Source organism: Ruegeria sp. N4, assembly GCF_056531425.1.
Genome location: NZ_JBQFLT010000003.1, coordinates 1 through 19,519, shown reverse-complemented (window position 1 = coordinate 19,519; position 19,519 = coordinate 1). Strand labels below are relative to the sequence as shown.

At 60.3% G+C, this 19,519-nt stretch carries 18 protein-coding genes; 6 read left to right on the top strand and 12 right to left on the bottom strand.

What is annotated here, in order from left to right:
• Positions 1 to 4 precede the first annotated feature (4 nt).
• Positions 5 to 607 (top strand): TetR/AcrR family transcriptional regulator, encoded by a 603-nt coding sequence (locus tag ACR0LW_RS06615; RefSeq protein WP_480881997.1) that lies wholly within the window; start codon positions 5 to 7, stop codon positions 605 to 607.
• On the opposite strand, the gene ureG is transcribed toward ACR0LW_RS06615, so the two are convergent.
• The 10 genes from ureG to ACR0LW_RS06565 form a co-directional block, all read right to left on the bottom strand.
• Positions 585 to 1,214, bottom strand: a complete 630-nt coding sequence (gene ureG / locus ACR0LW_RS06610) for an urease accessory protein UreG (RefSeq protein ID WP_170524648.1) — start codon at positions 1,212 to 1,214, stop codon at positions 585 to 587. The two genes, ACR0LW_RS06615 and ureG, sit on opposite strands and share 23 nt — an antisense overlap.
• Positions 1,211 to 1,864 carry an urease accessory protein UreF gene (locus ACR0LW_RS06605; protein ID WP_480881996.1) on the bottom strand — a complete coding sequence of 218 codons (654 nt, stop codon included), beginning with the start codon at positions 1,862 to 1,864 and terminating at the stop codon, positions 1,211 to 1,213. Before ACR0LW_RS06605 ends, ureG begins: the two co-directional genes overlap by 4 nt.
• Positions 1,848 to 2,300, bottom strand: a complete 453-nt coding sequence (locus tag ACR0LW_RS06600; protein ID WP_480881995.1) for an urease accessory protein UreE — start codon at positions 2,298 to 2,300, stop codon at positions 1,848 to 1,850. Before ACR0LW_RS06600 ends, ACR0LW_RS06605 begins: the two co-directional genes overlap by 17 nt.
• Positions 2,301 to 2,316: 16 nt before the next feature.
• Positions 2,317 to 4,077, bottom strand: coding sequence for an urease subunit alpha (gene ureC / locus ACR0LW_RS06595; RefSeq protein WP_480881994.1), 1,761 nt, complete (start codon positions 4,075 to 4,077; stop codon positions 2,317 to 2,319).
• On the bottom strand, positions 4,052 to 4,384 hold the full coding sequence (locus ACR0LW_RS06590) for an urease subunit beta (RefSeq protein WP_170735874.1): 333 nt from the start codon (positions 4,382 to 4,384) through the stop codon (positions 4,052 to 4,054). The genes ureC and ACR0LW_RS06590 overlap by 26 nt, the downstream gene beginning before the upstream one ends.
• Positions 4,381 to 4,542 (bottom strand): hypothetical protein, encoded by a 162-nt coding sequence (locus ACR0LW_RS06585; RefSeq protein ID WP_170524637.1) that lies wholly within the window; start codon positions 4,540 to 4,542, stop codon positions 4,381 to 4,383. Before ACR0LW_RS06585 ends, ACR0LW_RS06590 begins: the two co-directional genes overlap by 4 nt.
• A gap of 18 nt (positions 4,543 to 4,560) precedes the next feature.
• Entirely contained in the window at positions 4,561 to 4,863 is a 303-nt protein-coding gene (locus ACR0LW_RS06580; RefSeq protein WP_480881993.1) for an urease subunit gamma, read from the bottom strand.
• Between the two features lies 1 nt (position 4,864).
• Positions 4,865 to 5,632, bottom strand: coding sequence for an urease accessory protein UreD (locus tag ACR0LW_RS06575; protein ID WP_480881992.1), 768 nt, complete (start codon positions 5,630 to 5,632; stop codon positions 4,865 to 4,867).
• A gap of 475 nt (positions 5,633 to 6,107) precedes the next feature.
• Positions 6,108 to 7,175 (bottom strand): ParB/RepB/Spo0J family partition protein, encoded by a 1,068-nt coding sequence (locus tag ACR0LW_RS06570; RefSeq protein ID WP_480881991.1) that lies wholly within the window; start codon positions 7,173 to 7,175, stop codon positions 6,108 to 6,110.
• Positions 7,168 to 8,553, bottom strand: a complete 1,386-nt coding sequence (locus ACR0LW_RS06565; RefSeq protein ID WP_480584964.1) for an AAA family ATPase — start codon at positions 8,551 to 8,553, stop codon at positions 7,168 to 7,170. Before ACR0LW_RS06565 ends, ACR0LW_RS06570 begins: the two co-directional genes overlap by 8 nt.
• Positions 8,554 to 9,133: 580 nt before the next feature.
• Between ACR0LW_RS06565 and ACR0LW_RS06560 the strand changes: the two genes are divergently transcribed.
• The 5 genes from ACR0LW_RS06560 to ACR0LW_RS06540 all read left to right on the top strand — a co-directional run bounded on the left by ACR0LW_RS06560 (position 9,134) and on the right by ACR0LW_RS06540 (position 17,347).
• Positions 9,134 to 10,393: a replication initiation protein gene (locus ACR0LW_RS06560; protein WP_170735865.1), complete on the top strand. Its 1,260-nt coding sequence runs from the start codon at positions 9,134 to 9,136 to the stop codon at positions 10,391 to 10,393.
• Positions 10,394 to 10,648: 255 nt separating this feature from the next.
• Positions 10,649 to 12,340 (top strand): thiamine pyrophosphate-binding protein, encoded by a 1,692-nt coding sequence (locus ACR0LW_RS06555; RefSeq protein ID WP_480881990.1) that lies wholly within the window; start codon positions 10,649 to 10,651, stop codon positions 12,338 to 12,340.
• 77 nt (positions 12,341 to 12,417) lie between these two features.
• Complete coding sequence (locus tag ACR0LW_RS06550; RefSeq protein ID WP_480881989.1) at positions 12,418 to 14,595, top strand: Tex family protein; 2,178 nt, start codon at positions 12,418 to 12,420, stop codon at positions 14,593 to 14,595.
• A 155-nt stretch (positions 14,596 to 14,750) separates the two neighbouring features.
• On the top strand, positions 14,751 to 16,148 hold the full coding sequence (locus ACR0LW_RS06545) for a bifunctional enoyl-CoA hydratase/phosphate acetyltransferase (RefSeq protein ID WP_480584973.1): 1,398 nt from the start codon (positions 14,751 to 14,753) through the stop codon (positions 16,146 to 16,148).
• A complete protein-coding gene (locus ACR0LW_RS06540) occupies positions 16,145 to 17,347 on the top strand; it encodes an acetate/propionate family kinase (protein ID WP_170454001.1) in 1,203 nt (400 codons plus the stop codon). The genes ACR0LW_RS06545 and ACR0LW_RS06540 overlap by 4 nt, the downstream gene beginning before the upstream one ends.
• Here ACR0LW_RS06540 and ACR0LW_RS06535 read toward each other — a convergent pair.
• Positions 17,331 to 18,317: a helix-turn-helix domain-containing protein gene (locus ACR0LW_RS06535; protein WP_480881988.1), complete on the bottom strand. Its 987-nt coding sequence runs from the start codon at positions 18,315 to 18,317 to the stop codon at positions 17,331 to 17,333. The two genes, ACR0LW_RS06540 and ACR0LW_RS06535, sit on opposite strands and share 17 nt — an antisense overlap.
• A gap of 99 nt (positions 18,318 to 18,416) precedes the next feature.
• On the bottom strand, positions 18,417 to 19,519 hold a 1,103-nt coding region (locus ACR0LW_RS06530), incomplete at its 5' end, for an aminomethyl-transferring glycine dehydrogenase (protein WP_480881987.1).

Sequence of the window (19,519 nt, the reverse complement as noted above, 5' to 3'; positions counted from 1 at the left end):
CACTATGAGACCAGACACCAAAACCGCCCTTCTGGATGTCGCCGAACACGCCGCCCGCGCGCGCGGTTTCGATGGGTTCAGCTATGCCGATCTGGCCAATGCAGTCGGTATCCGCAAGGCGTCGATCCACTATCACTTTCCGACCAAGGCCGCCCTCTCGGTTGCCCTGATGGAGCGCTATCACGCAACCTTGCAAGACGAATGCGACCGGATCGACGAAACCTGCCCCACTGCCGCGCAACGTCTGCTATCCGTTATCGCATTGTACCGGGATGCGTTGAACGATGGCAAAACGCTCTGCCTGTGTGTCGCGCTGATCAGCAGTCGTGAAAGCCTGTCAGACGAGGTCGTCCAGAAAATCAACGACTTCCGCGCCATGATGGTGGCCCGTCTGACGGGAATTTTTGAGCTTGCGCAGAAGGACAACAGCATCCGCAATTTGGACCGCCCCCCGGCCGAGGCCCGCGCGACCCTTGCCTTGCTGGAAGGCGCGCATTTGACAGCCCGCGCGGAAAACAACGTCGCGCCTTTTGATCTGGCTGTAGAGTTATTGCAGGCCCGCTGTCAGCACGACGGTCAGACCATCACGCCGCGTCGGGCGCCCTGAGCCCGCCGATCGACGTAAGAAGTTCGACAATCGCACCGATTCCTTCCCTTTGCCGCAATGATGAGAACACAAACGGGCGGCCATTGCGCATTCTGGTCGCGTCGCGTTCCATCACCTCAAGCGACGCGCCCACATGCGGGGCCAGATCGGTTTTGTTGATGATCAGAACGTCAGATTTCGTGATCGCTGGCCCACCTTTGCGCGGGATCTCCTCACCCGCCGCCACGTCGATCACGTAAAGCGTCACATCCGCCAGTTCAGGGCTGAAGGTCGCCGACAGGTTGTCGCCACCGCTTTCGATCAGCACAAGTTCAACATCCGGGTGGCGCATTTGCATCTCGGCCACTGCTGCCAGATTGATCGAAGCATCCTCGCGGATCGCAGTGTGGGGGCAACCGCCTGTTTCCACGCCGATAATCCGGTCCTGCGGCAGGATTTGCATCCGCATCAGGGCCTCGGCGTCTTCCTGTGTGTAGATATCATTAGTGATCACACCAACCGAATGCGTATCGCGCAACGCCTCGGACAAGGCGGCTGTCAGCGTTGTCTTTCCAGCCCCAACCGGGCCGCCGATTCCGACCCGCAAAGGGCCATTCATCTGGGTCATGTTCGGAACATCCTTGAATATTGGGTCTCATGTTTCATTGACGCGATATCGGACAGAAACGCGGTCGAGCTAAGCGCCTCCAGCCCTTGATCCTGCGCTTCGGTCGCCAGTCCGGAGCATAGCGGTGTCAGGTCTCGGATCAGCCGCTGCGCCTCGGTCTGGCCCAGCGGAACCAGCCGCGTGGCACATGCCACAAGGTTCGACATGAAGGATTGCACGAACATCTGTGTGGTCAGGAGCAGAGGCAAACCATGCAGACGCGCGGCACGTCCGACCGCAACCGGATAGGTCAGGTCGGCCAGATCCACCTCCCAAACCTGTGAAGTGACACCACAGAACGCCTCACCCAAAAGCCGCGTTTCCATCAACCGCTCGGACGAGGCGCAGAAGGCGCGTGCCGTTGCGTCGATCTCGGTCAGTTCCTTCTTCGAGTTGGCATTATAAGCCGCCACAAGAAACAAAGCGTCATTCCGGCCCGAGCCATGGTTCAGCACATCGGAAATCCACGCGCCCGCGCTGTTGGCATTCGTCACGCCCCCACTATCGATGGCCCATTCCAGCCCGTGCGAATAGGCGAACCCGCCCACCGGATAGGCGGGTGACAGCCACTGGTTCAGCGTCAGGATATCGGCGTCAATGGGCGTGGCCATGGGTCCTGCCGTGCCCGTAAGCCCCGCCTTCCGGGGTGAAGGGTTCCACAACCTCGCGCGTGGTGGCACCCAGCTTGTCCAGCATGTCCCGGATCACATGATCGCGCTGGATCAGCAAACGGCCCGGTTCGATCTGACAGGGCGTGTGGCGGTTGCCGATATGCCAGGCCAGGCGCAGCAGGTTGTCGCCGCTGACTTCCAGCAGATCTTCGGGCGCAGCGACCACTTCGATCTCGCGCCCATCCTCCAGAACAAGAACGCCGCCGTGATCCAGCGACAGTGTCTGCGCCAGATCGACCAGAAACGCCTCACCATCATCGGTGGCCAGCATCTTGCGGCGCAGGAACCTGCCGTCATAGTCCAGCGAAACCTGCGCATGGGCAAGGGCATGGGTGTGATCGTGATAGATGCGGGCGGTTTTTATATCGGGTGTCATCGGGCCTCTTCCAATCTCAGAACATGAAATAGCGTTGCGCCATCGGTAAAACCTCGGCCGGTTGGCAGGTCAGCAATTCACCATCTGCGCGGACCTCATAGGTTTCGGGATCGACCTCGACATGCGGGGTTGCATCGTTCAGCAACAGGTCCCGCTTGTCGATGTTTCGTGTGTTTCGCACGGCAACCGTTTGTTTGGCCAAACCAAGCGCGTCACCAATCCCGTCGGCCTGTGCCGCTGCCGAGACAAAGGTGATCGCCGAATGCTCGACCGAGCGGCCATAGGCCCCGAACATCGGACGGCTATAGACCGGCTGCGGCGTCGGGATCGAGGCGTTCGGGTCCCCCATCTGTGCACAGGCGATGGTGCCGCCCAGCAAGACCATCTCGGGCTTTACCCCGAAAAACGCTGGGTTCCACAGCACCAGATCGGCGCGTTTGCCTTCTTCGATACTGCCAATTTCATGGCTCAGGCCATGTGCGATGGCCGGATTGATGGTGTATTTCGCAATGTAGCGGCGGACGCGCAGGTTGTCGTTCTCGCCGGTTTCCTCGGGCAGGCGTCCGCGTTGCTTCTTCATCTTGTCGGCGGTTTGCCAGGTGCGGATCAGCACCTCCCCCACCCGGCCCATGGCCTGACTGTCGGACGCAATGATGCTGAACGCGCCCATGTCGTGCAGGATATCCTCGGCCGCGATGGTCTCGCGACGGATGCGGCTTTCGGCAAAGGCCACATCCTCGGGGATGGATTTGTCGAGGTGGTGGCAGACCATCAACATATCCAGATGCTCTTCGACCGTGTTCACCGTGAAGGGTCGCGTCGGGTTGGTGGATGAGGGTAGAACGTGATTCTCGCCGCAGATCTTGATGATGTCCGGCGCGTGGCCGCCACCCGCGCCTTCGGTGTGGAAGGCGTGGATCGTCCGGCCTTTCATCGCAGCCACCGTGTTTTCCACGAAACCGGATTCGTTCAGCGTATCGGTGTGGATCATCACCTGCACGTCCATCGCATCCGCCACAGACAGGCAACAGTCGATGGCGGCGGGCGTCGTCCCCCAATCTTCGTGCAGTTTCAACGCGCAGGCCCCGCCCTTGACTTGTTCCTCAAGCGCGGCGGGCAGCGAGGCGTTGCCCTTGCCCGCAAAGGCCAGGTTCATCGGAAAGGCGTCCGCCGTCTGCAACATCCGCCCGATATGCCAGGGGCCGGGCGTGCATGTGGTGGCCAAAGTGCCATGAGCCGGGCCGGTGCCGCCGCCTAACATGGTCGTCAGACCGGAATGCAGCGCGTCTTCAATCTGTTGCGGGCAAATGAAGTGGATATGGCTGTCGAATCCACCGGCGGTCAGAATGCGCCCCTCGCCCGCTATAACCTCGGTCCCCGGTCCGATGACGATGTCGACACCGGGCTGCGTGTCCGGGTTTCCGGCCTTGCCGATCTTCGTAATACGCCCGTCTTTCAGGCCCACATCCGCCTTGTATATGCCCGAGTGATCGACGATCAGCGCATTGGTGATGACTGTATCCACGGCCCCCTCGGCGCGCGTGACCTGAGACTGCCCCATCCCGTCGCGGATGACCTTGCCGCCACCAAACTTGACCTCTTCGCCATAGACCGCGTCGCGATGCCCGGTTTCGGTGAACCGGGCCGCTGTCGCGCGATCCACGATCAGGTCCTTTTCAACCTCGATAATCAGATCGGTATCGGCCAGACGCACCCTGTCGCCCACCGTTGGCCCGAACATGGCGGCATAATCACTGCGGCTGATCTTGCCCGGCATCTCTCAAAGCCCCCATGATATGCATGTTGAAACCGTAAATGTGCCGACGCCCCTCGTACGGAACCAGCATGACCTCGCGCGTTTGCCCCGGCTCGAACCGCACGGCTGTCCCGGCCGGAATATCAAGCCGCATCCCCAATGCGGCATAGCGATCAAAATCAAGCGCCGAGTTCGCCTCGGCAAAGTGATAATGGCTGCCGACCTGAACCGGGCGATCACCGGTATTTGCAACCGCAATCAAACGACTGCTGCGCCCGGCATTGAGCGTCAGCGACCCCTTCGCCGGAATGACCTCGCCCGGGATCATTTGGGCAGTTTGGATATCAGAGTGATGGCGACCAGCGCGATCAGGGCCAGCCCAACACCCAGCGCGACGTAATCGCTGCCATGAGCGTGAATATGGGTGTCCGAGTGGGCCAGCGCCGGGCCGGACAGGACAAGGGCGGGAAACAGCATGCGGTTCATTTGGACCTCCTGTATGGGTTAGCGAATAGGGTTGTGGACGGTTACAAGCTTGGTTCCGTCCGGAAACGTGGCCTCGACCTGAACGTCGTGGATCATCTCGGGCACGCCCTCCATGCATTGATCGCGTGTGATGACTTCGGCCCCGGCCTGCATCATGTCAGCGACCGAGCGCCCATCCCGCGCGCCCTCGACCACCGCATCGGTGATCAGAGCAATCGCCTCGGGGTGGTTCAGCTTGACGCCCCGCACCAAACGCTTGCGGGCGACCTCGGCGGCCATGGCGATCAACAGTTTGTCTTTTTCACGCGGGGTCAGATTCATGTCACAGCATCCAGCATCGTGGGAGAGTTTCGGAATTCAGCCGTCGCAGGACCGGCAGCAAAATGCGGCGCAACGCGAACCCGCTGGGTGCCAGTATCCGAATCACCATCAGGTCTTCGCGGATAAGGCTGGCACCTCCGGTGTCCGGCAGTATTTCCCGCACTGCTTGCAGAAGTCCGCCTGCCGAGGTCGAGGCCAGAATGACCAACGCCATAGCCCCTGCCCCGCCCCCAATGTCGGGCCTGCCAAGATGCGCATTCAGATCACCTTCAAACCGGATTGCGTCCAGAAACAGTGGCTGATTGCCGAGGCGGAGTTCGATGTGGTCCCACAAGCGTATATCGCCGAGGGTTTCGCCCATGGCCTGCCGCCCGAAGATCAGCGGCTCGACCACCAGCGCCTGCGCGCCGGGATCGAGATCGACGATCAGACGCCGATTCAGAGCGCTGTTGTCATAGAGGATCGTCTCTTGCGGCAGCCAGTTCAGGCGCGCCCCCCCGCCCACCTTGATCGTGTTTCTGACTGTACCAACTTGTCCGGGCTGCGCCTTGTAAACCCGCTCACACGCTTGGGTTGTCAAAGTCACTGTCGTGTCAGGGGCTATCTGCCCGGTAAAGCGGAACTGATCGCCTCCGGTGATCCCACCGGCCGTGTTGAGCAAAACGGCCTCCAGACCCAGATCCTGCGCACGCGGGAACATGCACTTGTACGAGCCCGACTGCTGGAACCCGTCGATGACTGTTTTGCGGCCCAGTGCCTTGCTGGACAAAAAGACCCTGCCCACGGCGCGGGGCGGATTGGCCATATTGGGGGGCGATATCGGGATGGTCTGGGTGATGGGAACGGCTCATGCTTCAAGGCTGCGGGAAATTTGTCGCCGCCTGTCGCAGTGAACTCTATGAACTACGACCTGGACCTGCCGATTCTCATGTCTAACTGCTTAAATTCTGGGCGAATGGCGGCAACTCGCCCAGTTTTTGCTCAAACTTGTATCGACGACCTTATTGAATGGTCGCGTCGATAGTCAGCGCAGCACACCCCGCGCTTTCCATTTTTTTGCTTCGCGACAGGGTTTGAGCTGAACTTTCGCCGGCATTAGGGACGCATTCTCAAACAATGAGGCGCTGCACATAATGCTCTTTTTCTGACATTAATGCGCACAACTTGAAACCTTCAATGAAGGGCCCAAACCAGGTTGGAACTAGTCGCCTAGATTGCCCCTTGGTTTCGTTGCGAAACCGAGGTCAGAGCATGTGCTCTGCAATCTGCTCGACGATCCGCGCCGCATCATCTGCAGACAGGTTGCGCCCGCGAATGCGAAGGCGCAGTTCGCCTGCCGAGACCTCTGCCTGAATTTCGCCACCACCCGGAAGACTGACCGGTGCCAAACGCTCAACCTGCTGCGGTCGTCCGCCACGCGTTTTGTCTCTGGACGGCTCGGGCGCGTCCCTGAGCGCATTTTCCAGCAAGAACCATTCCGCCTTGGCATCCAGAACATCTGCACCTGCCAGGGCCTGCCGCAGTTTGGCTTGTGCCCCGTCCCGCAATGCGGCCGCGAGCTTCAGACCGGCCTTCTCGGTCAAGGCGATGGGATGCTGCAGCAAATCCCCCAGCGCCTCGTGAACACTGGCAAAGCTGCGCACCTTGGAACGTTTGGCCTTGGACGCCGCTGCAAACAAGACGTCCACTGCGGCTTCGGTGGAGTCGAAAACCCCCTGCCCTGCGGCCAGAACAGCGATCCGACCGCGCTCATACGGGCTCAGGTTGGCGCGCAGTTCGTTCTCTTCGACCATTGAAACATAGGCACCCTGCCCTGTCTCGGCGTTGCGCACAAAGGCCGGGATCGCCGCAAATCTCGGATCGGTTTTGGCCAGACGCCGAAAGGCATCCAGGCGCCTAAACCCGGAAATAAGGCCATACCCCTCACCGTCCGGTGTAACCTCGATCGGTGTGCGCAGGCCGTGGACGCGCAAGGACTCCAGCAACTCGGCCATCGCCTCTTCATCCTCGACCATGCGGTCCCGTCGGATGTAGTCGGCATCAATATCGTCCAAGGGCAGCTTTTGCGCCACCAGACCAGCGTCTTTTGCATCGCGCCAGGCGGCGGCATCGGTTTGGTCCTGCGCCAGTGCAACCCGGTCCGTCACCGCAGCCATCCCGTTCAAAGACGCAGCCTCGGCCGCAACCTGTGCAATCGGCGGTGCCGGGGATTTTGTATCAAACGGGCTGATCGAAGGTTTCGCAACGAAACCAGCCTCGAGCTGTTCCAATTCCGCCGTGTCCGGGGCGGTCAGTCTTCTGCGTTTAGCCATCTGCCTCTCCTCCCATCTGAGCATCGCGCCACCAGCACCCGATCAGAACCTCTTTGAATTCCGCATAGGTCCGGTCAAAGGTCTCGCGGCCTCGCACATAGGTGTCGCGGTTGAAATCGCGGTAATCCGCTTCGTAAATCCCGTTCACTTGCTCTCCCGCCTGCCCGACCAAAGCGGTATAATCCTGACGGTAGGCATTCATGAAGTCCCCGAAATATGCTTGTATGACATTTGCCATGTCGGTCTGCTGACTGGCGTCAAAGCGTGTGATGATTGCCCGGACTACATCCCACTCGAACTTAAGTTCGGGTAAACCTGCCGCCCGTTGCGCGGCATTCTCGCCATCTTCGATGCTGGCAAAAGTCGTATACAGCATGTCGAAGAACCGGCCCGTCGAATCAAACTCCAGGAATGACGCCCCAAGGGGCACCAGCAGAATATCCGCCGCGGCCAGCGCATTGATCGTTAGGTACCCAAGTGCAGGAGGGGTATCGAGGAATACGATGTCGTAATCACTCAGAACGCCCTCGTCCTGCAGGAAGTTCGTCAACCCATCCCAAAGAGGCCAGCTGCGCAGGCCCATGCGCCAGACGGGAATCTGGAACTCGGCCCAATACAGGTTCAGCTGCGCGCCGATCAGATCGATATTGGGCCAGTGCGTCTGTTGAATGACATCGCGGGGCAGGGTGGTCAGGGCCTCTTGTAGCGTTTCGTCCAAGGGGATTTCGGGTTGACCCGCCGCGCTGCGAACCCTGTTTTCCTCTTGCACGGCGCGCGCATAGTCTTTGGCGATCAATGGAAAAACCGTTTGCCACTCATCCGCGACGCGACCACCAAGGATCGAGGTCATGGACCCCTGGCTGTCCAAATCAATCACGAGAACCTTGTAGCCGTCCAGCGCGGCGGACATTGCCAGATGAGCGGCGGTCGAGGTCTTTCCAACACCACCCTTGAAGTTGGCGACGGCGACAACCTTTGCCGGAAGGCCCTCCGGACGATACGGCAGATATTCCTTTGTGCTGACGCCTTCAGCAGCGAAATGCTGGCGCAGGGTCAGAACCTCTTCCAAAGTGAACCATTTGGATCCGGCCTCACCCTCACCCTGGGGCAGGTCGGGATTGGCCTTCAGAACCCGTCTCAGATGGGCGGGGGCGACTGGAATAAGATACTTGGTGATTTCCCAAATGGAAAACCGCCGCAGCCGTTTCTCTCCGTCAGGGGCATAGCCACGGCGGGCAAGGTCTTCTCGTCCCTTGGCGCAGAATGTGGCCGCTTTTGCGAATCGAGATGTCCCGATAGGATCAGGCAACTTGGTTGCCGCGACCTCTGGATCAAGATTCAAATAGGGCGGCACGGGAGGTTGGTTGGATTTGTTCACTGTCGATGCCTCGGATAATGTTCGCCTTACCAGCGTATATTCCAAAATGTAGCGAACATTTTGTCTGGCGGCTATCCTTGATTGCGTTTTTTTCCACAGAAATACATCAATTGACCGAGTTTCGTCGCGAAACCAATTCTTAAAACAGAAAAAGGCGCAACAAAGAGTTTATTCTATTTAGAAGTTTTAGATTCTTTGGGCCCAAAACTACTAATAATAACAATGAGATGAATGTACTACCGGACCTCAATACGGTACGAAAGGAACCCGTTTTCAGGACAATAGGTTCCTGTTTGCAGGACGAAAAGCGCCAGAATCCGGGAAGAGGGGGCCCGATTCGCGGTATTCGAAAAAACAGGCGAAATCAGAGCCTAATCCTGCCCCTCGGAACAGGTTGACGAGTCGTTTTGAGCGGCATCCAGTCTTCGCCGAGTCCCTGCCCTGGGGATAACTCTCGGTGCAGAGTCATTAGGTACCTGTCTACGGGATTCCTTTCATCCTGTATTTGGGCACCCAAAGAAGATTGATCATTGGGTACCTTTCATGGCACAAATATCAAAACGAGCAGTCAGGCAGAATCATGCCGGATACATTATTGGACATGGATACCCTCTCTGGTGCGCTGCGCCGCGAGACGGTTAAAAAGAATGTCGCCGCGATTCATATCAGCGGCAAGCTAACGCTGTTGCAGCGTAAGCTGTCCAACGTGTTGTTGCTGAATGCCTATGATGCGCTGACCTCAGCCCCCACCCATACGATCGATGCCAGAACCCTGGCCATGATGGTCGGCTACAATTCCAACGACTTCGATACACTGCGCGCCAGCCTGCGCGCTTTGGCTGAAACCGTAGCCGAGTGGGATATGCTGGATGAACAGGGCCGTCAGGAATGGGGCGTCTCGTCCTTGCTGAGTTTTGCCAAGCTGAAGAACGGGGTGTGCGAATATGCCTATTCCCCGGCGTTGGCGCAGAAGCTTTATGACCCCAAGATCTATGCCCTCATCAATGTGCAGATTCAGAGGAATTTCAGCTCAGGCCATGGCCTGGCATTGTATGAGAATTGCTATCGCTTCGTCAGAACGGGCTCGACAGGGTGGTGGGCGCTGGACGTGTTCCGCAAGTTGATGGGCGTGGATGGCAGCGACTATTACAGCAGCTTCAAGCATCTGAACGCCAAGATCATCAAACCGGCGGTGGCCGAGGTGAACAAAAGCTCGGACATTCTGATTGAACCGGAATTCAAGAAGAAGGGTCGCACCGTCACGGACATCCGATTCCGTATCAAGGGCAATCCACAGAAAGCGATGTTCGAGATTGATGACAGCGACGGCGTTCGCAACCTGCCGATCTACAAGACACTGCGCGATCAGGGGGTCTCGGACAGGTTGGCGCGGCAATGGATTGCAGAACATGGGGAAGACTATGTGCGGCAAAAGCTGGACTATGTAAGCGGGCAGGGGGGCGTGAAATCAACGCTGGGCTACCTATCGGCTGCGCTGCGCGATGATTACCAGCCACCCGATCCGGACCCGAAACCAGAGCCAAGCCCTGAGGCTCTGGCCGCGGCGGAACAGCGTCAGGAAGAACGGGCTGAGGAAGATCGCGCCTATGCCGCGCGGGTGGCTGAGCGATCCGAAAGGGCGCGAAAACTCTCGATCGTCGAGGAGCTGGTTTCGCGGCGAAACCCCACGCAGAGAGATGCCGACAAGCGTTTGTTTCTGGCCGGCCTGGACAATGACCTGGACCGAGAGCATTTCCGCGCACATGGGTGGCGTTCTGGTCTGAACGCGGCGGCAATCTTTGCCTTTTGGCAGGACCTGGAGCCAGAGGCCTTTGAGTAAATCGCCTGCATCCGGTTTGCCTGTCCAACACACCCGCCCAATGTAGCGCGCAAAAATCCGAAATAATGATTATTAATAACCAAATAGCTCTAAGTCCTTTTGATCCTTAGGATGAAACCCTCGCGCGCAATGCGACCCCAAATATCAAAACCGCAAAATCAGGAATTTCCCCGTTTGCGTATGCCGCGTCCTTAGGTCAAGTTGCCCGTCAGAGACTGCGCAATGCCGCAGACAGGTTCGAGGGACAGATCCGAGATGACGCAAAGAAATGGCGGTGTGGTACTGGTGGAATGCCTGCAGGCGCTTGGGGCGCGGCACAGTTTTGGCGTTCCCGGTGAAAGCTATCTGGCAGTTCTGGATGCGCTGCATGACACAAGCAGCACAAGGCGGGATACAAACGGCGCGCTGGATTTCACCTTATGCCGGAATGAAGGTGGTGCTGCGTTTATGGCTTCGGCTTACGGCAAGCTGACCGGTCAGCCCGGTATCTGCTTTGTGACCCGCGGACCGGGCGCGACCAATGCCTCGATCGGGGTGCACACGGCGATGCAGGATAGCGCCCCGATGATCCTGTTCGTGGGGCAGGTCGGTACGGATATGAAAGGGCGCGAGGCGTTTCAGGAGATCGACTATCGCGCCTATTTCGGCACTGTCGCCAAATGGGTAACCGAGATTGAGGCGGTGGACCGCATCCCCGAGATCATCGCCCGCGCCTGGACCACCGCAATATCAGGCCGCCCCGGCCCAGTGGTTGTCGCCTTGCCCGAGGATATGCTGACCGATGTAACAGACGTCCCCGCGTTGACGGGCCCTGCGCCGGTTCACGAACCCGGCCCAACGCCCGACGCGATTGCGGCGGTTGTGTCCAAACTCTCGACCGCAAAAAGCCCGCTGATCCTGATTGGTGGTGGTGGCTGGCGGGCCGAGGGCAGCGCGGCTTTGCAGCGATTTGCCGAAGCCGCCGATATTCCGGTGATCGCCGCCTTCCGGTTTCAGGACATCCTGGACAACCACTCGCCCAGCTATGTGGGTGACGCCGGGACCGGCATGACACCGGCGACCCGAGCACAGATCCAGGGTGCCGATGTGATTCTGGCCATTGGCGTGCGGTTCGGAGAGATGACAACCGATGGCTACACCTTGCTAAACGTGCCCAAACCGGATCAGACGCTGATCCATGTGCACGCCTCGGACCGCGAGATCGGAAAGGTCTACATTGCTGACCTAGGTGTCCAATCCGGCCCGAATGCCTTTGCTCAGGCCATGTCGCAACAGGATGTGCAAGGCAGCTGGGCGGACTGGCGGGCCAGAGCCCGCGCGGATTATGAGGCGTTTTTCGATCTGCCCGACCTGCCCAGCCCCGTGGATATGGGCAAGGTCTCGGCTTATCTGCGCGACCGTTTGCCCGAGGATGCGATCCTGACCAATGGCGCAGGCAACTTTACCGTCTGGCCGAACAAGTTCTTCAAGTACGGCCCGAACCAGCGGCTGCTGGCTCCGCAATCCGGGGCGATGGGCTATGGGCTTCCGGCTGCCGTTGCCGCCAAGGTCGCGCATCCCGACCGGACTGTTGTCTGTTTTGCCGGGGATGGTGATTTTCAGATGAACTGTCAAGAGCTTGGAACCGCCATGCAGGCCGGGGCCCAGCCTATCGTTTTGATCCTCAACAACGGCACATACGGCACCATTCGGATGCATCAGGAAAAAGCCTATCCCGCCCGCGTCTCGGGCACGACGTTGGAGAACCCGGATTTCGCGGCACTCGCGCGGTCCTACGGCTACCATGCTGAGCGGGTCGAGCGGACCGAGGAGTTTGAGGCCGCGTTCGAACGGGCGCTGGCGTCGGACAGCGGGGCGGTTTTGGATCTGAACATCTCAGCTGAGGCGCTGACCCCGCGCCAGACCCTCAGCCAAATGCGCGAGGCAGCACAGAAGGCGGGCTCCTGATAAAAGTTTCGGGGCCTCTTTCCCTTGTGGGACGGGCTGTCTAAGAAGTGCGTCCAACTTGATTTCAGGAGGCCCCATTGGACCGTATCGCCCGCACCATCGCCACCGAGATTCAAGCCCGCCCCGAACAGGTGAATGCAGCCGTCAAACTGCTGGATGACGGGGCGACGGTGCCGTTTGTGGCGCGGTATCGGAAAGAGGCGACAGGCGGGCTGGATGACAGCCAGTTGCGCACCTTGTCCGACCGCCTGACCTATCTGCGCGAACTTGAGGCGCGGCGTGACACGATTCTGAAATCGATCAAGGATCAGGGCAAGCTGAGCGACGATCTGGCCAAATCCATCGCACAGGCCGACACCAAGGCACAGCTTGAAGACATCTATCTGCCCTATAAACCCAAACGCCGCACCAAGGCGATGATCGCCCGCGAAAACGGGTTGGAGCCTCTGGCTGATGCCATCCTTGCGGATCGGTTCGCTGATCCCGAGGCGCTGGCAAACGGGTATATTACTGACGCCGTGCCTACGCAACGCGACGCGCTAAACGGGGCGCGGGATATTCTGACCGAGCGTTTGACCGAAAACGCCGCCCTTTTGGGCGAGTTACGCAGTTTCATGCAGCGCGAGGCGTATCTGAGTGCCAAGGTCATTGAGGGCAAGGAAAACGAAGGCGCCAAGTTCAGCGACTATTTCGACCATTCCGAGTTGTGGGCAGACGTCCCCTCGCACCGGGCGCTGGCGATGCTGCGCGCCTCGAAAGAGGGGATCGTGACGCTGGATATCGCGCCGGAACCGGAATTTGGGGCAGGGCGGGCCGAGACGATTGTGGCCGCCCATTTGCAGACGCGCGGCGACGGGCCGGGCGACAAGTGGCTGCGCAAGGTGGCGGGCTGGACCTGGCGGGTCAAGCTGTCGCTCAGCATGATGGTCGAACTGATGGCCGACCTGCGCAGTCGGGCGCAGGACGAGGCCATTCAGGTCTTTTCCCGCAACCTCAAGGATGTGCTGTTTGCAGCGCCAGCCGGTGCGCGGCCTACATTGGGTCTGGACCCCGGCATTCGAACCGGGGTTAAGGCGGCTGTGGTAGATGCAACGGGTAAGGTTGTGGCAACGGACACGCTCTATCCGTTTCAGCCCAAGAACGATTTGCGCGGGGCGCAAGCGGCGATCGTGAACCTGATCTCGGCCCATCAGATCGAACTGATTGCCATCGGCAATGGCACCGCCAGCCGCGAAACCGAACGGATGGTGGCCGACGCGATCAGCCTGTTGCCCAAGAGCGTGAAAGCACCCACCAAGGTTGTGGTGTCCGAGGCCGGGGCTTCGGTCTATTCCGCCTCGGAACTGGCGGCGCGCGAATTTCCCGATCTGGACGTCTCGCTGCGTGGGGCTGTGTCGATTGCCCGCCGGTTGCAGGACCCGCTGGCCGAACTTGTGAAGATCGAACCGAAATCCATCGGCGTCGGGCAGTATCAGCACGACGTGGATCAGCACCGCCTGTCGCAGTCGCTTGCAACCGTGATCGAGGATGTGGTGAACGCGGTTGGGGTTGATCTGAACACCGCCTCGGCCCCGCTGCTGTCGCATGTGTCGGGTCTGGGTCCGGCGCAGGCCGAGGCCATCGTCAGCCACCGGGACATCAATGGACCATTTCGGTCGCGCAAGGATCTGCTGGACGTCGCCCGCCTTGGCCCCCGCGCCTTTGAACAATGCGCCGGGTTCCTGCGGATCCGGGACGGGGCTGAGCCGCTGGACGCCTCCTCGGTTCACCCCGAGGCGTATGACGTCGCGCGCCGTGTGGTCGCCGCCTGTGGCCGGGACATCCGGCAGATCATGGGGCATGAGGGTGCCCTGAAACGCCTGCGGGCGGAACAATTCGTGGATGACAGGTTCGGCCTGCCCACCGTGCGCGATATTTTTGCCGAATTGGAAAAACCCGGCCGCGACCCGCGCCCCAGTTTCGTCACGGCCTCGTTCACGGACGGGGTGGAAGAGATCACTGATCTGAAACCCGGCATGATGCTGGAGGGCACCGTCACCAACGTCGCGGCCTTCGGGGCGTTTGTTGATATCGGTGTGCATCAGGACGGGCTGGTGCATGTCAGCCAACTGGCGGACCGTTTCGTCAAGGACCCGCATGAGGTGGTCAAGACCGGGCAGGTTGTCAAAGTGCGTGTGGTCGAAGTGGATGTGCCGCGCAAACGCATCGGCCTGACCATGCGCAAGAAGGGCGGCGACACGCGGCGCAGGGCGTGAACAAAGGGCAGACACGTCGCAAATTCGTTAAGCAGCCAATGCTACGCTGCCGGCGACCGGGTTGCTTCCGGCTGGACTTGGCTGACACAATGCAAGACGCTCGGGTCGGATTGTTTGGAAATGGGCGGCCTTGGGGTCGTAGGTAACTGAAAAACATGCAATATCACAACAAACCATACGATCAGCTCAGGGTGGGGGACAGCGGCGAAATCACGCGCAGCTGCTCGGTCGACGATTTCTATGTCTTCGCCAACAATTCGGGCAATCACAACCCGCTGCATCTGGCGCATGAAGACGGTGACGGCGACAATGAGCCCGAGGCGCTGGCCCCCGCGATCTTTGTCGGCGCGCTGGTCTCGGCGGTGCTGGGCAATGTTCTGCCGGGCGCTGGCACCCTGTATAAATCCCAGAGTTTCGAGTTTGTCGCGCAAGCCTATGCGGGTGACGAATTGACCTCGAAAGTCACCGTTGTGGAAAAGCGCGACAACCGCGAGGTTGTGTTTGACACCAGCGTCACGCGGGCATCGGATGGGGCCGTGATCCTGCGCGGGCAGGCCGTCGTGATTGCGCCTGAAAAACAGATGACCTTTGCCGAGGTTGATCTGCCCGGCCTGGTGGTCAAACGTCATCGCCATTTCGACGCCCTTCTGGAACGGGTGCGCCCATTGGACCCGATGCCAACCGCAATTGTCGCCCCGGAAGAGGCGAACTCATTGGGTGGGGCCCTGCTGGCGGCGCGTGAGACCATTATTCAACCGATCCTGATCGGTGACCCGGACAAAATCTACGCCGCTGCGCGTGAGATCGGTCAGTCGCTGGACGCGTTCGAGATTCTGCCGGTGATGGATCACCTTGGCGCGGCACACACCGCCGTTGATCTGGTTGCCGAAGGGCGGGCGCAGGCCGTGATGAAAGGGCATTTGCACACGGATGAGCTGCTCAAGGCAGCGTTGCGCCGGGATCAGGGGCTGCGGACCGGTCGGCGCTTTACCCATGTCTTTGTCATGGATGTACCCGGCCAGCCGCGGCCTTTGCTTGTGACCGATGCGGCGATCAACATTGAACCGGATCTTGAGACCAAGATCGACATCACCCAGAACGCCATCGATCTGGCGCTGTCGCTGGGCATCGAACAGCCCCGCGCCGGGGTGTTGTCGGCTATTGAGACGGTGAACCCGGCGATCCGGTCTTCGGTCGATGCGGCACTTCTGTCCAAGATGGCCGAGCGTGGCCAGATCAAAGGCGGCTTGGTCGATGGGCCGCTGGCGATGGACAATGCGGTCAGCCTTGCCGCCGCACGCACCAAAGGCATCGTGTCCGAGGTTGCGGGCCGCACCGATATTCTGGTCGTGCCCAATCTGGATGCGGGCAACATGATGGCCAAGCAACTGACCTATATCGCCAATGCCGAAGGGGCAGGGGTGGTCATGGGGGCCAAAGTGCCGATCATCCTGACCAGCCGTGCGGATGACGACAAGGCGCGGCTTGCGTCTTGCGCAGTGGCGGCGCTGCATCAGGCGCGCATCTCAGCAGTTGGGAAGGGGCGGGCATGACCCATGTTGTGACGCTGAATGCCGGGTCATCGTCGCTGAAGTTCGGGTTCTACGAACTTGCCCCCGGCGACCCGGTCGAGAAATGCACCGGCACCGTCGAGCGCATCGGCGAGGCGAGCGTCTCGGTCACGGCAAAATCGGCCAGCGGCAGGGCGCTGGCCAATGGCAGCCCGGGCGAGACGCCGGACCATGCAGCAGCGCTGGATTGGGTTCTGGGCTTTCTCAGCCGAACCTATCCGTCCGCGCAGGTGTCGGCGGTCGGGCACCGTGTCGTCCATGGTGGCCCGGATATCGACACGCCCTTGCCATTGACCGCAGACTCGATCGCGGCGCTGGACAAACTCTCGCCCTTCGCGCCGCTGCACCAGCCGCATAACCTGGCCGGGGTGCGGGCGGCGATGGAACGGTTTCCCGACGCGGCGCAGATCGCCTGTTTCGACACCGCCTTTCACCGCAACCACCCGTGGGAGAATGACGTCTTCGCCCTGCCGCGCGAGTATTATGACAAAGGTGTACGTCGCTACGGGTTTCACGGCCTCAGCTATGACTACATCTCGGGCCATATGGCGGATACCGCGCCATTGCTGCATGAAGGCCGGGTCGTTGTCGCGCATCTGGGCAACGGGGCATCAATGTGCGCGATGATCGGCGGGCGCTCAGTCGGATCGACCATGGGGTTCTCGGCCTTGGACGGGCTGCCGATGGGCACCCGCTGCGGTCAGCTTGATCCCGGTGTCGTGCTGTACCTGATGGAGCAAGAGGGGCTGAGCGCCACAGAAATCTCGGATCTGCTGTTCCGAAAATCCGGCCTGCTGGGCCTGTCGGGTCTGTCCAATGATATGCGCACGCTGGAAAAGGCCGACACTCATGAAAGCCGACAGGCGATCAGCTATTTCACCTTCCGTCTGCGGCGCGAACTTGGTGCGATGGCGGCGGTTCTGGGCGGTATCGATGCGCTGGTCTTCACCGGTGGCATCGGTGAAAACTCACGCCTTGTGCGCGACCGGGTCTGTACCGGGATGGGCTGGCTGGGGATCGAGCTTGATCCCGACGCAAATGCAGACAACAACCGGATCATCTCGACCAACCTGTCCCGCGTGGTGACAATGGTGATCCCCACGAATGAGGAACTGGTCATCGCCCGCGCCGCCGCCGATCTGCTGGCAGGTTCGGATGTCCCAGCTAGAGGCAGCCACTAAAGCGCTGGTTGCGGATCGCGTCCGGGGTCAGGCGATAGCGGTCGCGAAACGACCGGGTCAGCGTTGTGACCGACGAAAACCCGGTCGCCGCCGAAATCTCGCGCTGTGACAGATCGGTGTGGCGCAGCAATTCATGCGCCCGTTCCAACCGCAGGGCCTTGTAGGTCGACAACAGTTTGGTTCCGGTTTTTTCCAGAAACCGCCGCTGCAACTGTCGGGTCGAGGTTCCCAGAATGCGCGAAATATCGGGGATTTTCAGCGGGTCCTCGATATGCGCCAGCATGGCATCAACGGCGTGCAAAACCATCGGATCCGCGCCGGATCGTTGGATCAACCGTGTGGCCAAGGTGCTTTTGTGCTGCGCTTCCGGCTCGGTCAGGCCAATATACGCGCGCAGCGTGTCCGCGATATAGGCCCCGTGATCCAGCGACGCCAGATCAGCCAGCAACCGCAACGCACCAAGCCGGGTCGAGGCGCTATGCGTGCGCCCCTCGGCAGTCAGGTGCCTGTCGCGGCCACAGATACACAACCCACTTTCCTGCGCGGCGGCGGCAAAGTTCGGGTGCACCGCCACGGATTTCTTGTGCGTACGCCCGATTTCGGCCAGCAACAACACGGCGCTTCCAACAAGGATGGTGCGGGGGGCCAGGCTGATCACCTGCGCGGTCCATGCTCTTTCCATGGGGGACAAGGTCCAGTGATTTTCCAGATCCCCCCAGAAGATAGCGGTCCGCCCGTGCCAGAAGATCGGGTTCCCCGGTTTTTCCTGTGCAATCTGGCGGATGTTTACCTGATAGGAATAGTCTTCGGAAAACGCGTTGAGGGCCTGGAAGAATTCCGCAATCATTCCGGTAGATGCGACTGCAATATCGGTTGCCACAAACACGTCAACGTCGCGCTGCTTTTGGGGCTGCGGCGACACTGATCCAGCCAGTTCCAGGCACGCATCGTTAGGGACGTAATGTTTCATTGCGATGCCTTTCTGCCAGTGGAACGTGCTATTTCTAAATGCTCGGGGCGGTTCGTGGACCCCCCCGCCTTTTTGTGGCGGGGGGTTGTGTTTGTGTTGTTATTCAGCTGCGTCTTTGTATGCGTCCATTGGGGGGCATGTGCAGACGAGGTTTCTGTCACCGTATGCGTTGTCGACGCGGTTGACGGGGGACCAGTATTTGTCGACGCCCATGGAGCCCGGGGGGAAGCAGGCCTGTTCGCGGCTATAGGGCCGGTCCCAGTCTCCGACCAGATCGCGCACCGTGTGGGGGGCGTTTTTCAGCGGGTTGTTGTCCGCGTCGATCTTGCCGTCGATGATGTCCTGCGCTTCCGCTCGGATCGAGAGCATAGCGTCGCAGAAGCGGTCGAGCTCGGCCATGGGTTCCGATTCCGTGGGTTCCACCATCAGGGTTCCGGCCACCGGCCAGCTCATGGTGGGGGCGTGGAAGCCTGAATCGACCAGACGCTTGGCGATGTCGTCGACGCTGACATGCGCCGCCTCGTCCAGGGGACGGGTGTCCAGGATGCATTCATGCGCCACCCGGCCTGTTTCCGAGGTGTAGAGGATCGGATAGGCCTCGCTAAGCCGTGCGGCGATATAGTTGGCGTTCAGGATCGCCACTTTGGTCGCCTGCGTCAGACCGGCACCGCCCATCAACAGCACATAGGCCCACGAGACCGGCAGAATGGACGGCGAGCCAAAGGGGGCCGCCGAGACCGGGCCCACGGCGGTGCCGTATTCCGGGTGGCCGGGCAGGTGTTCGGTCAAATGCGCCTTGACGCCGATCGGACCCATGCCGGGGCCGCCGCCGCCATGGGGGATGCAGAAGGTCTTGTGCAGGTTCAGGTGGCTGACATCGCCGCCAATGTCTCCCGGACGCGACAGACCGACCATGGCATTCATGTTGGCCCCGTCGATATAGACCTGACCGCCATGGTCATGGGTGATCTGGCAGACCTCCTGCACGGTGGTCTCAAAGACGCCATGGGTGGACGGATAGGTGATCATGCAGGCGGCCAGATGATCGGAATGCTTTTCCGCCTTTTCACGGAAATCGGCCACATCGATATTGCCGTTCTCATCCGCCTGCACCGGCACAACCTGCCAGCCCACCATCTGGGCCGAGGCCGGGTTGGTGCCATGGGCCGAGGTCGGGATCAGGCAGACATTGCGCTGCCCTT

Excerpts from the sequence above, each read along its gene's own strand:
- ACR0LW_RS06585 (WP_170524637.1), bottom strand. The coding sequence starts at position 4,542 with ATGAACCGCATGCTGTTTCCCGCCCTTGTCCTGTCCGGCCCGGCGCTG.
- ACR0LW_RS06615 (WP_480881997.1), top strand. The coding sequence starts at position 5 with ATGAGACCAGACACCAAAACCGCCCTTCTGGATGTCGCCGAACACGCC.
- ureC (WP_480881994.1), bottom strand. The coding sequence starts at position 4,077 with ATGCCGGGCAAGATCAGCCGCAGTGATTATGCCGCCATGTTCGGGCCA.
- ACR0LW_RS06605 (WP_480881996.1), bottom strand. The coding sequence starts at position 1,864 with ATGGCCACGCCCATTGACGCCGATATCCTGACGCTGAACCAGTGGCTG.
- ureG (WP_170524648.1), bottom strand. The coding sequence starts at position 1,214 with ATGACCCAGATGAATGGCCCTTTGCGGGTCGGAATCGGCGGCCCGGTT.
- ACR0LW_RS06600 (WP_480881995.1), bottom strand. The coding sequence starts at position 2,300 with ATGACACCCGATATAAAAACCGCCCGCATCTATCACGATCACACCCAT.
- ACR0LW_RS06555 (WP_480881990.1), top strand. The coding sequence starts at position 10,649 with ATGACGCAAAGAAATGGCGGTGTGGTACTGGTGGAATGCCTGCAGGCG.
- ACR0LW_RS06535 (WP_480881988.1), bottom strand. The coding sequence starts at position 18,317 with ATGAAACATTACGTCCCTAACGATGCGTGCCTGGAACTGGCTGGATCA.
- ACR0LW_RS06540 (WP_170454001.1), top strand. The coding sequence starts at position 16,145 with ATGACCCATGTTGTGACGCTGAATGCCGGGTCATCGTCGCTGAAGTTC.
- ACR0LW_RS06590 (WP_170735874.1), bottom strand. The coding sequence starts at position 4,384 with ATGATCCCGGGCGAGGTCATTCCGGCGAAGGGGTCGCTGACGCTCAAT.
- ACR0LW_RS06570 (WP_480881991.1), bottom strand. The coding sequence starts at position 7,175 with ATGGCTAAACGCAGAAGACTGACCGCCCCGGACACGGCGGAATTGGAA.
- ACR0LW_RS06545 (WP_480584973.1), top strand. The coding sequence starts at position 14,751 with ATGCAATATCACAACAAACCATACGATCAGCTCAGGGTGGGGGACAGC.
- ACR0LW_RS06560 (WP_170735865.1), top strand. The coding sequence starts at position 9,134 with ATGCCGGATACATTATTGGACATGGATACCCTCTCTGGTGCGCTGCGC.
- ACR0LW_RS06580 (WP_480881993.1), bottom strand. The coding sequence starts at position 4,863 with ATGAATCTGACCCCGCGTGAAAAAGACAAACTGTTGATCGCCATGGCC.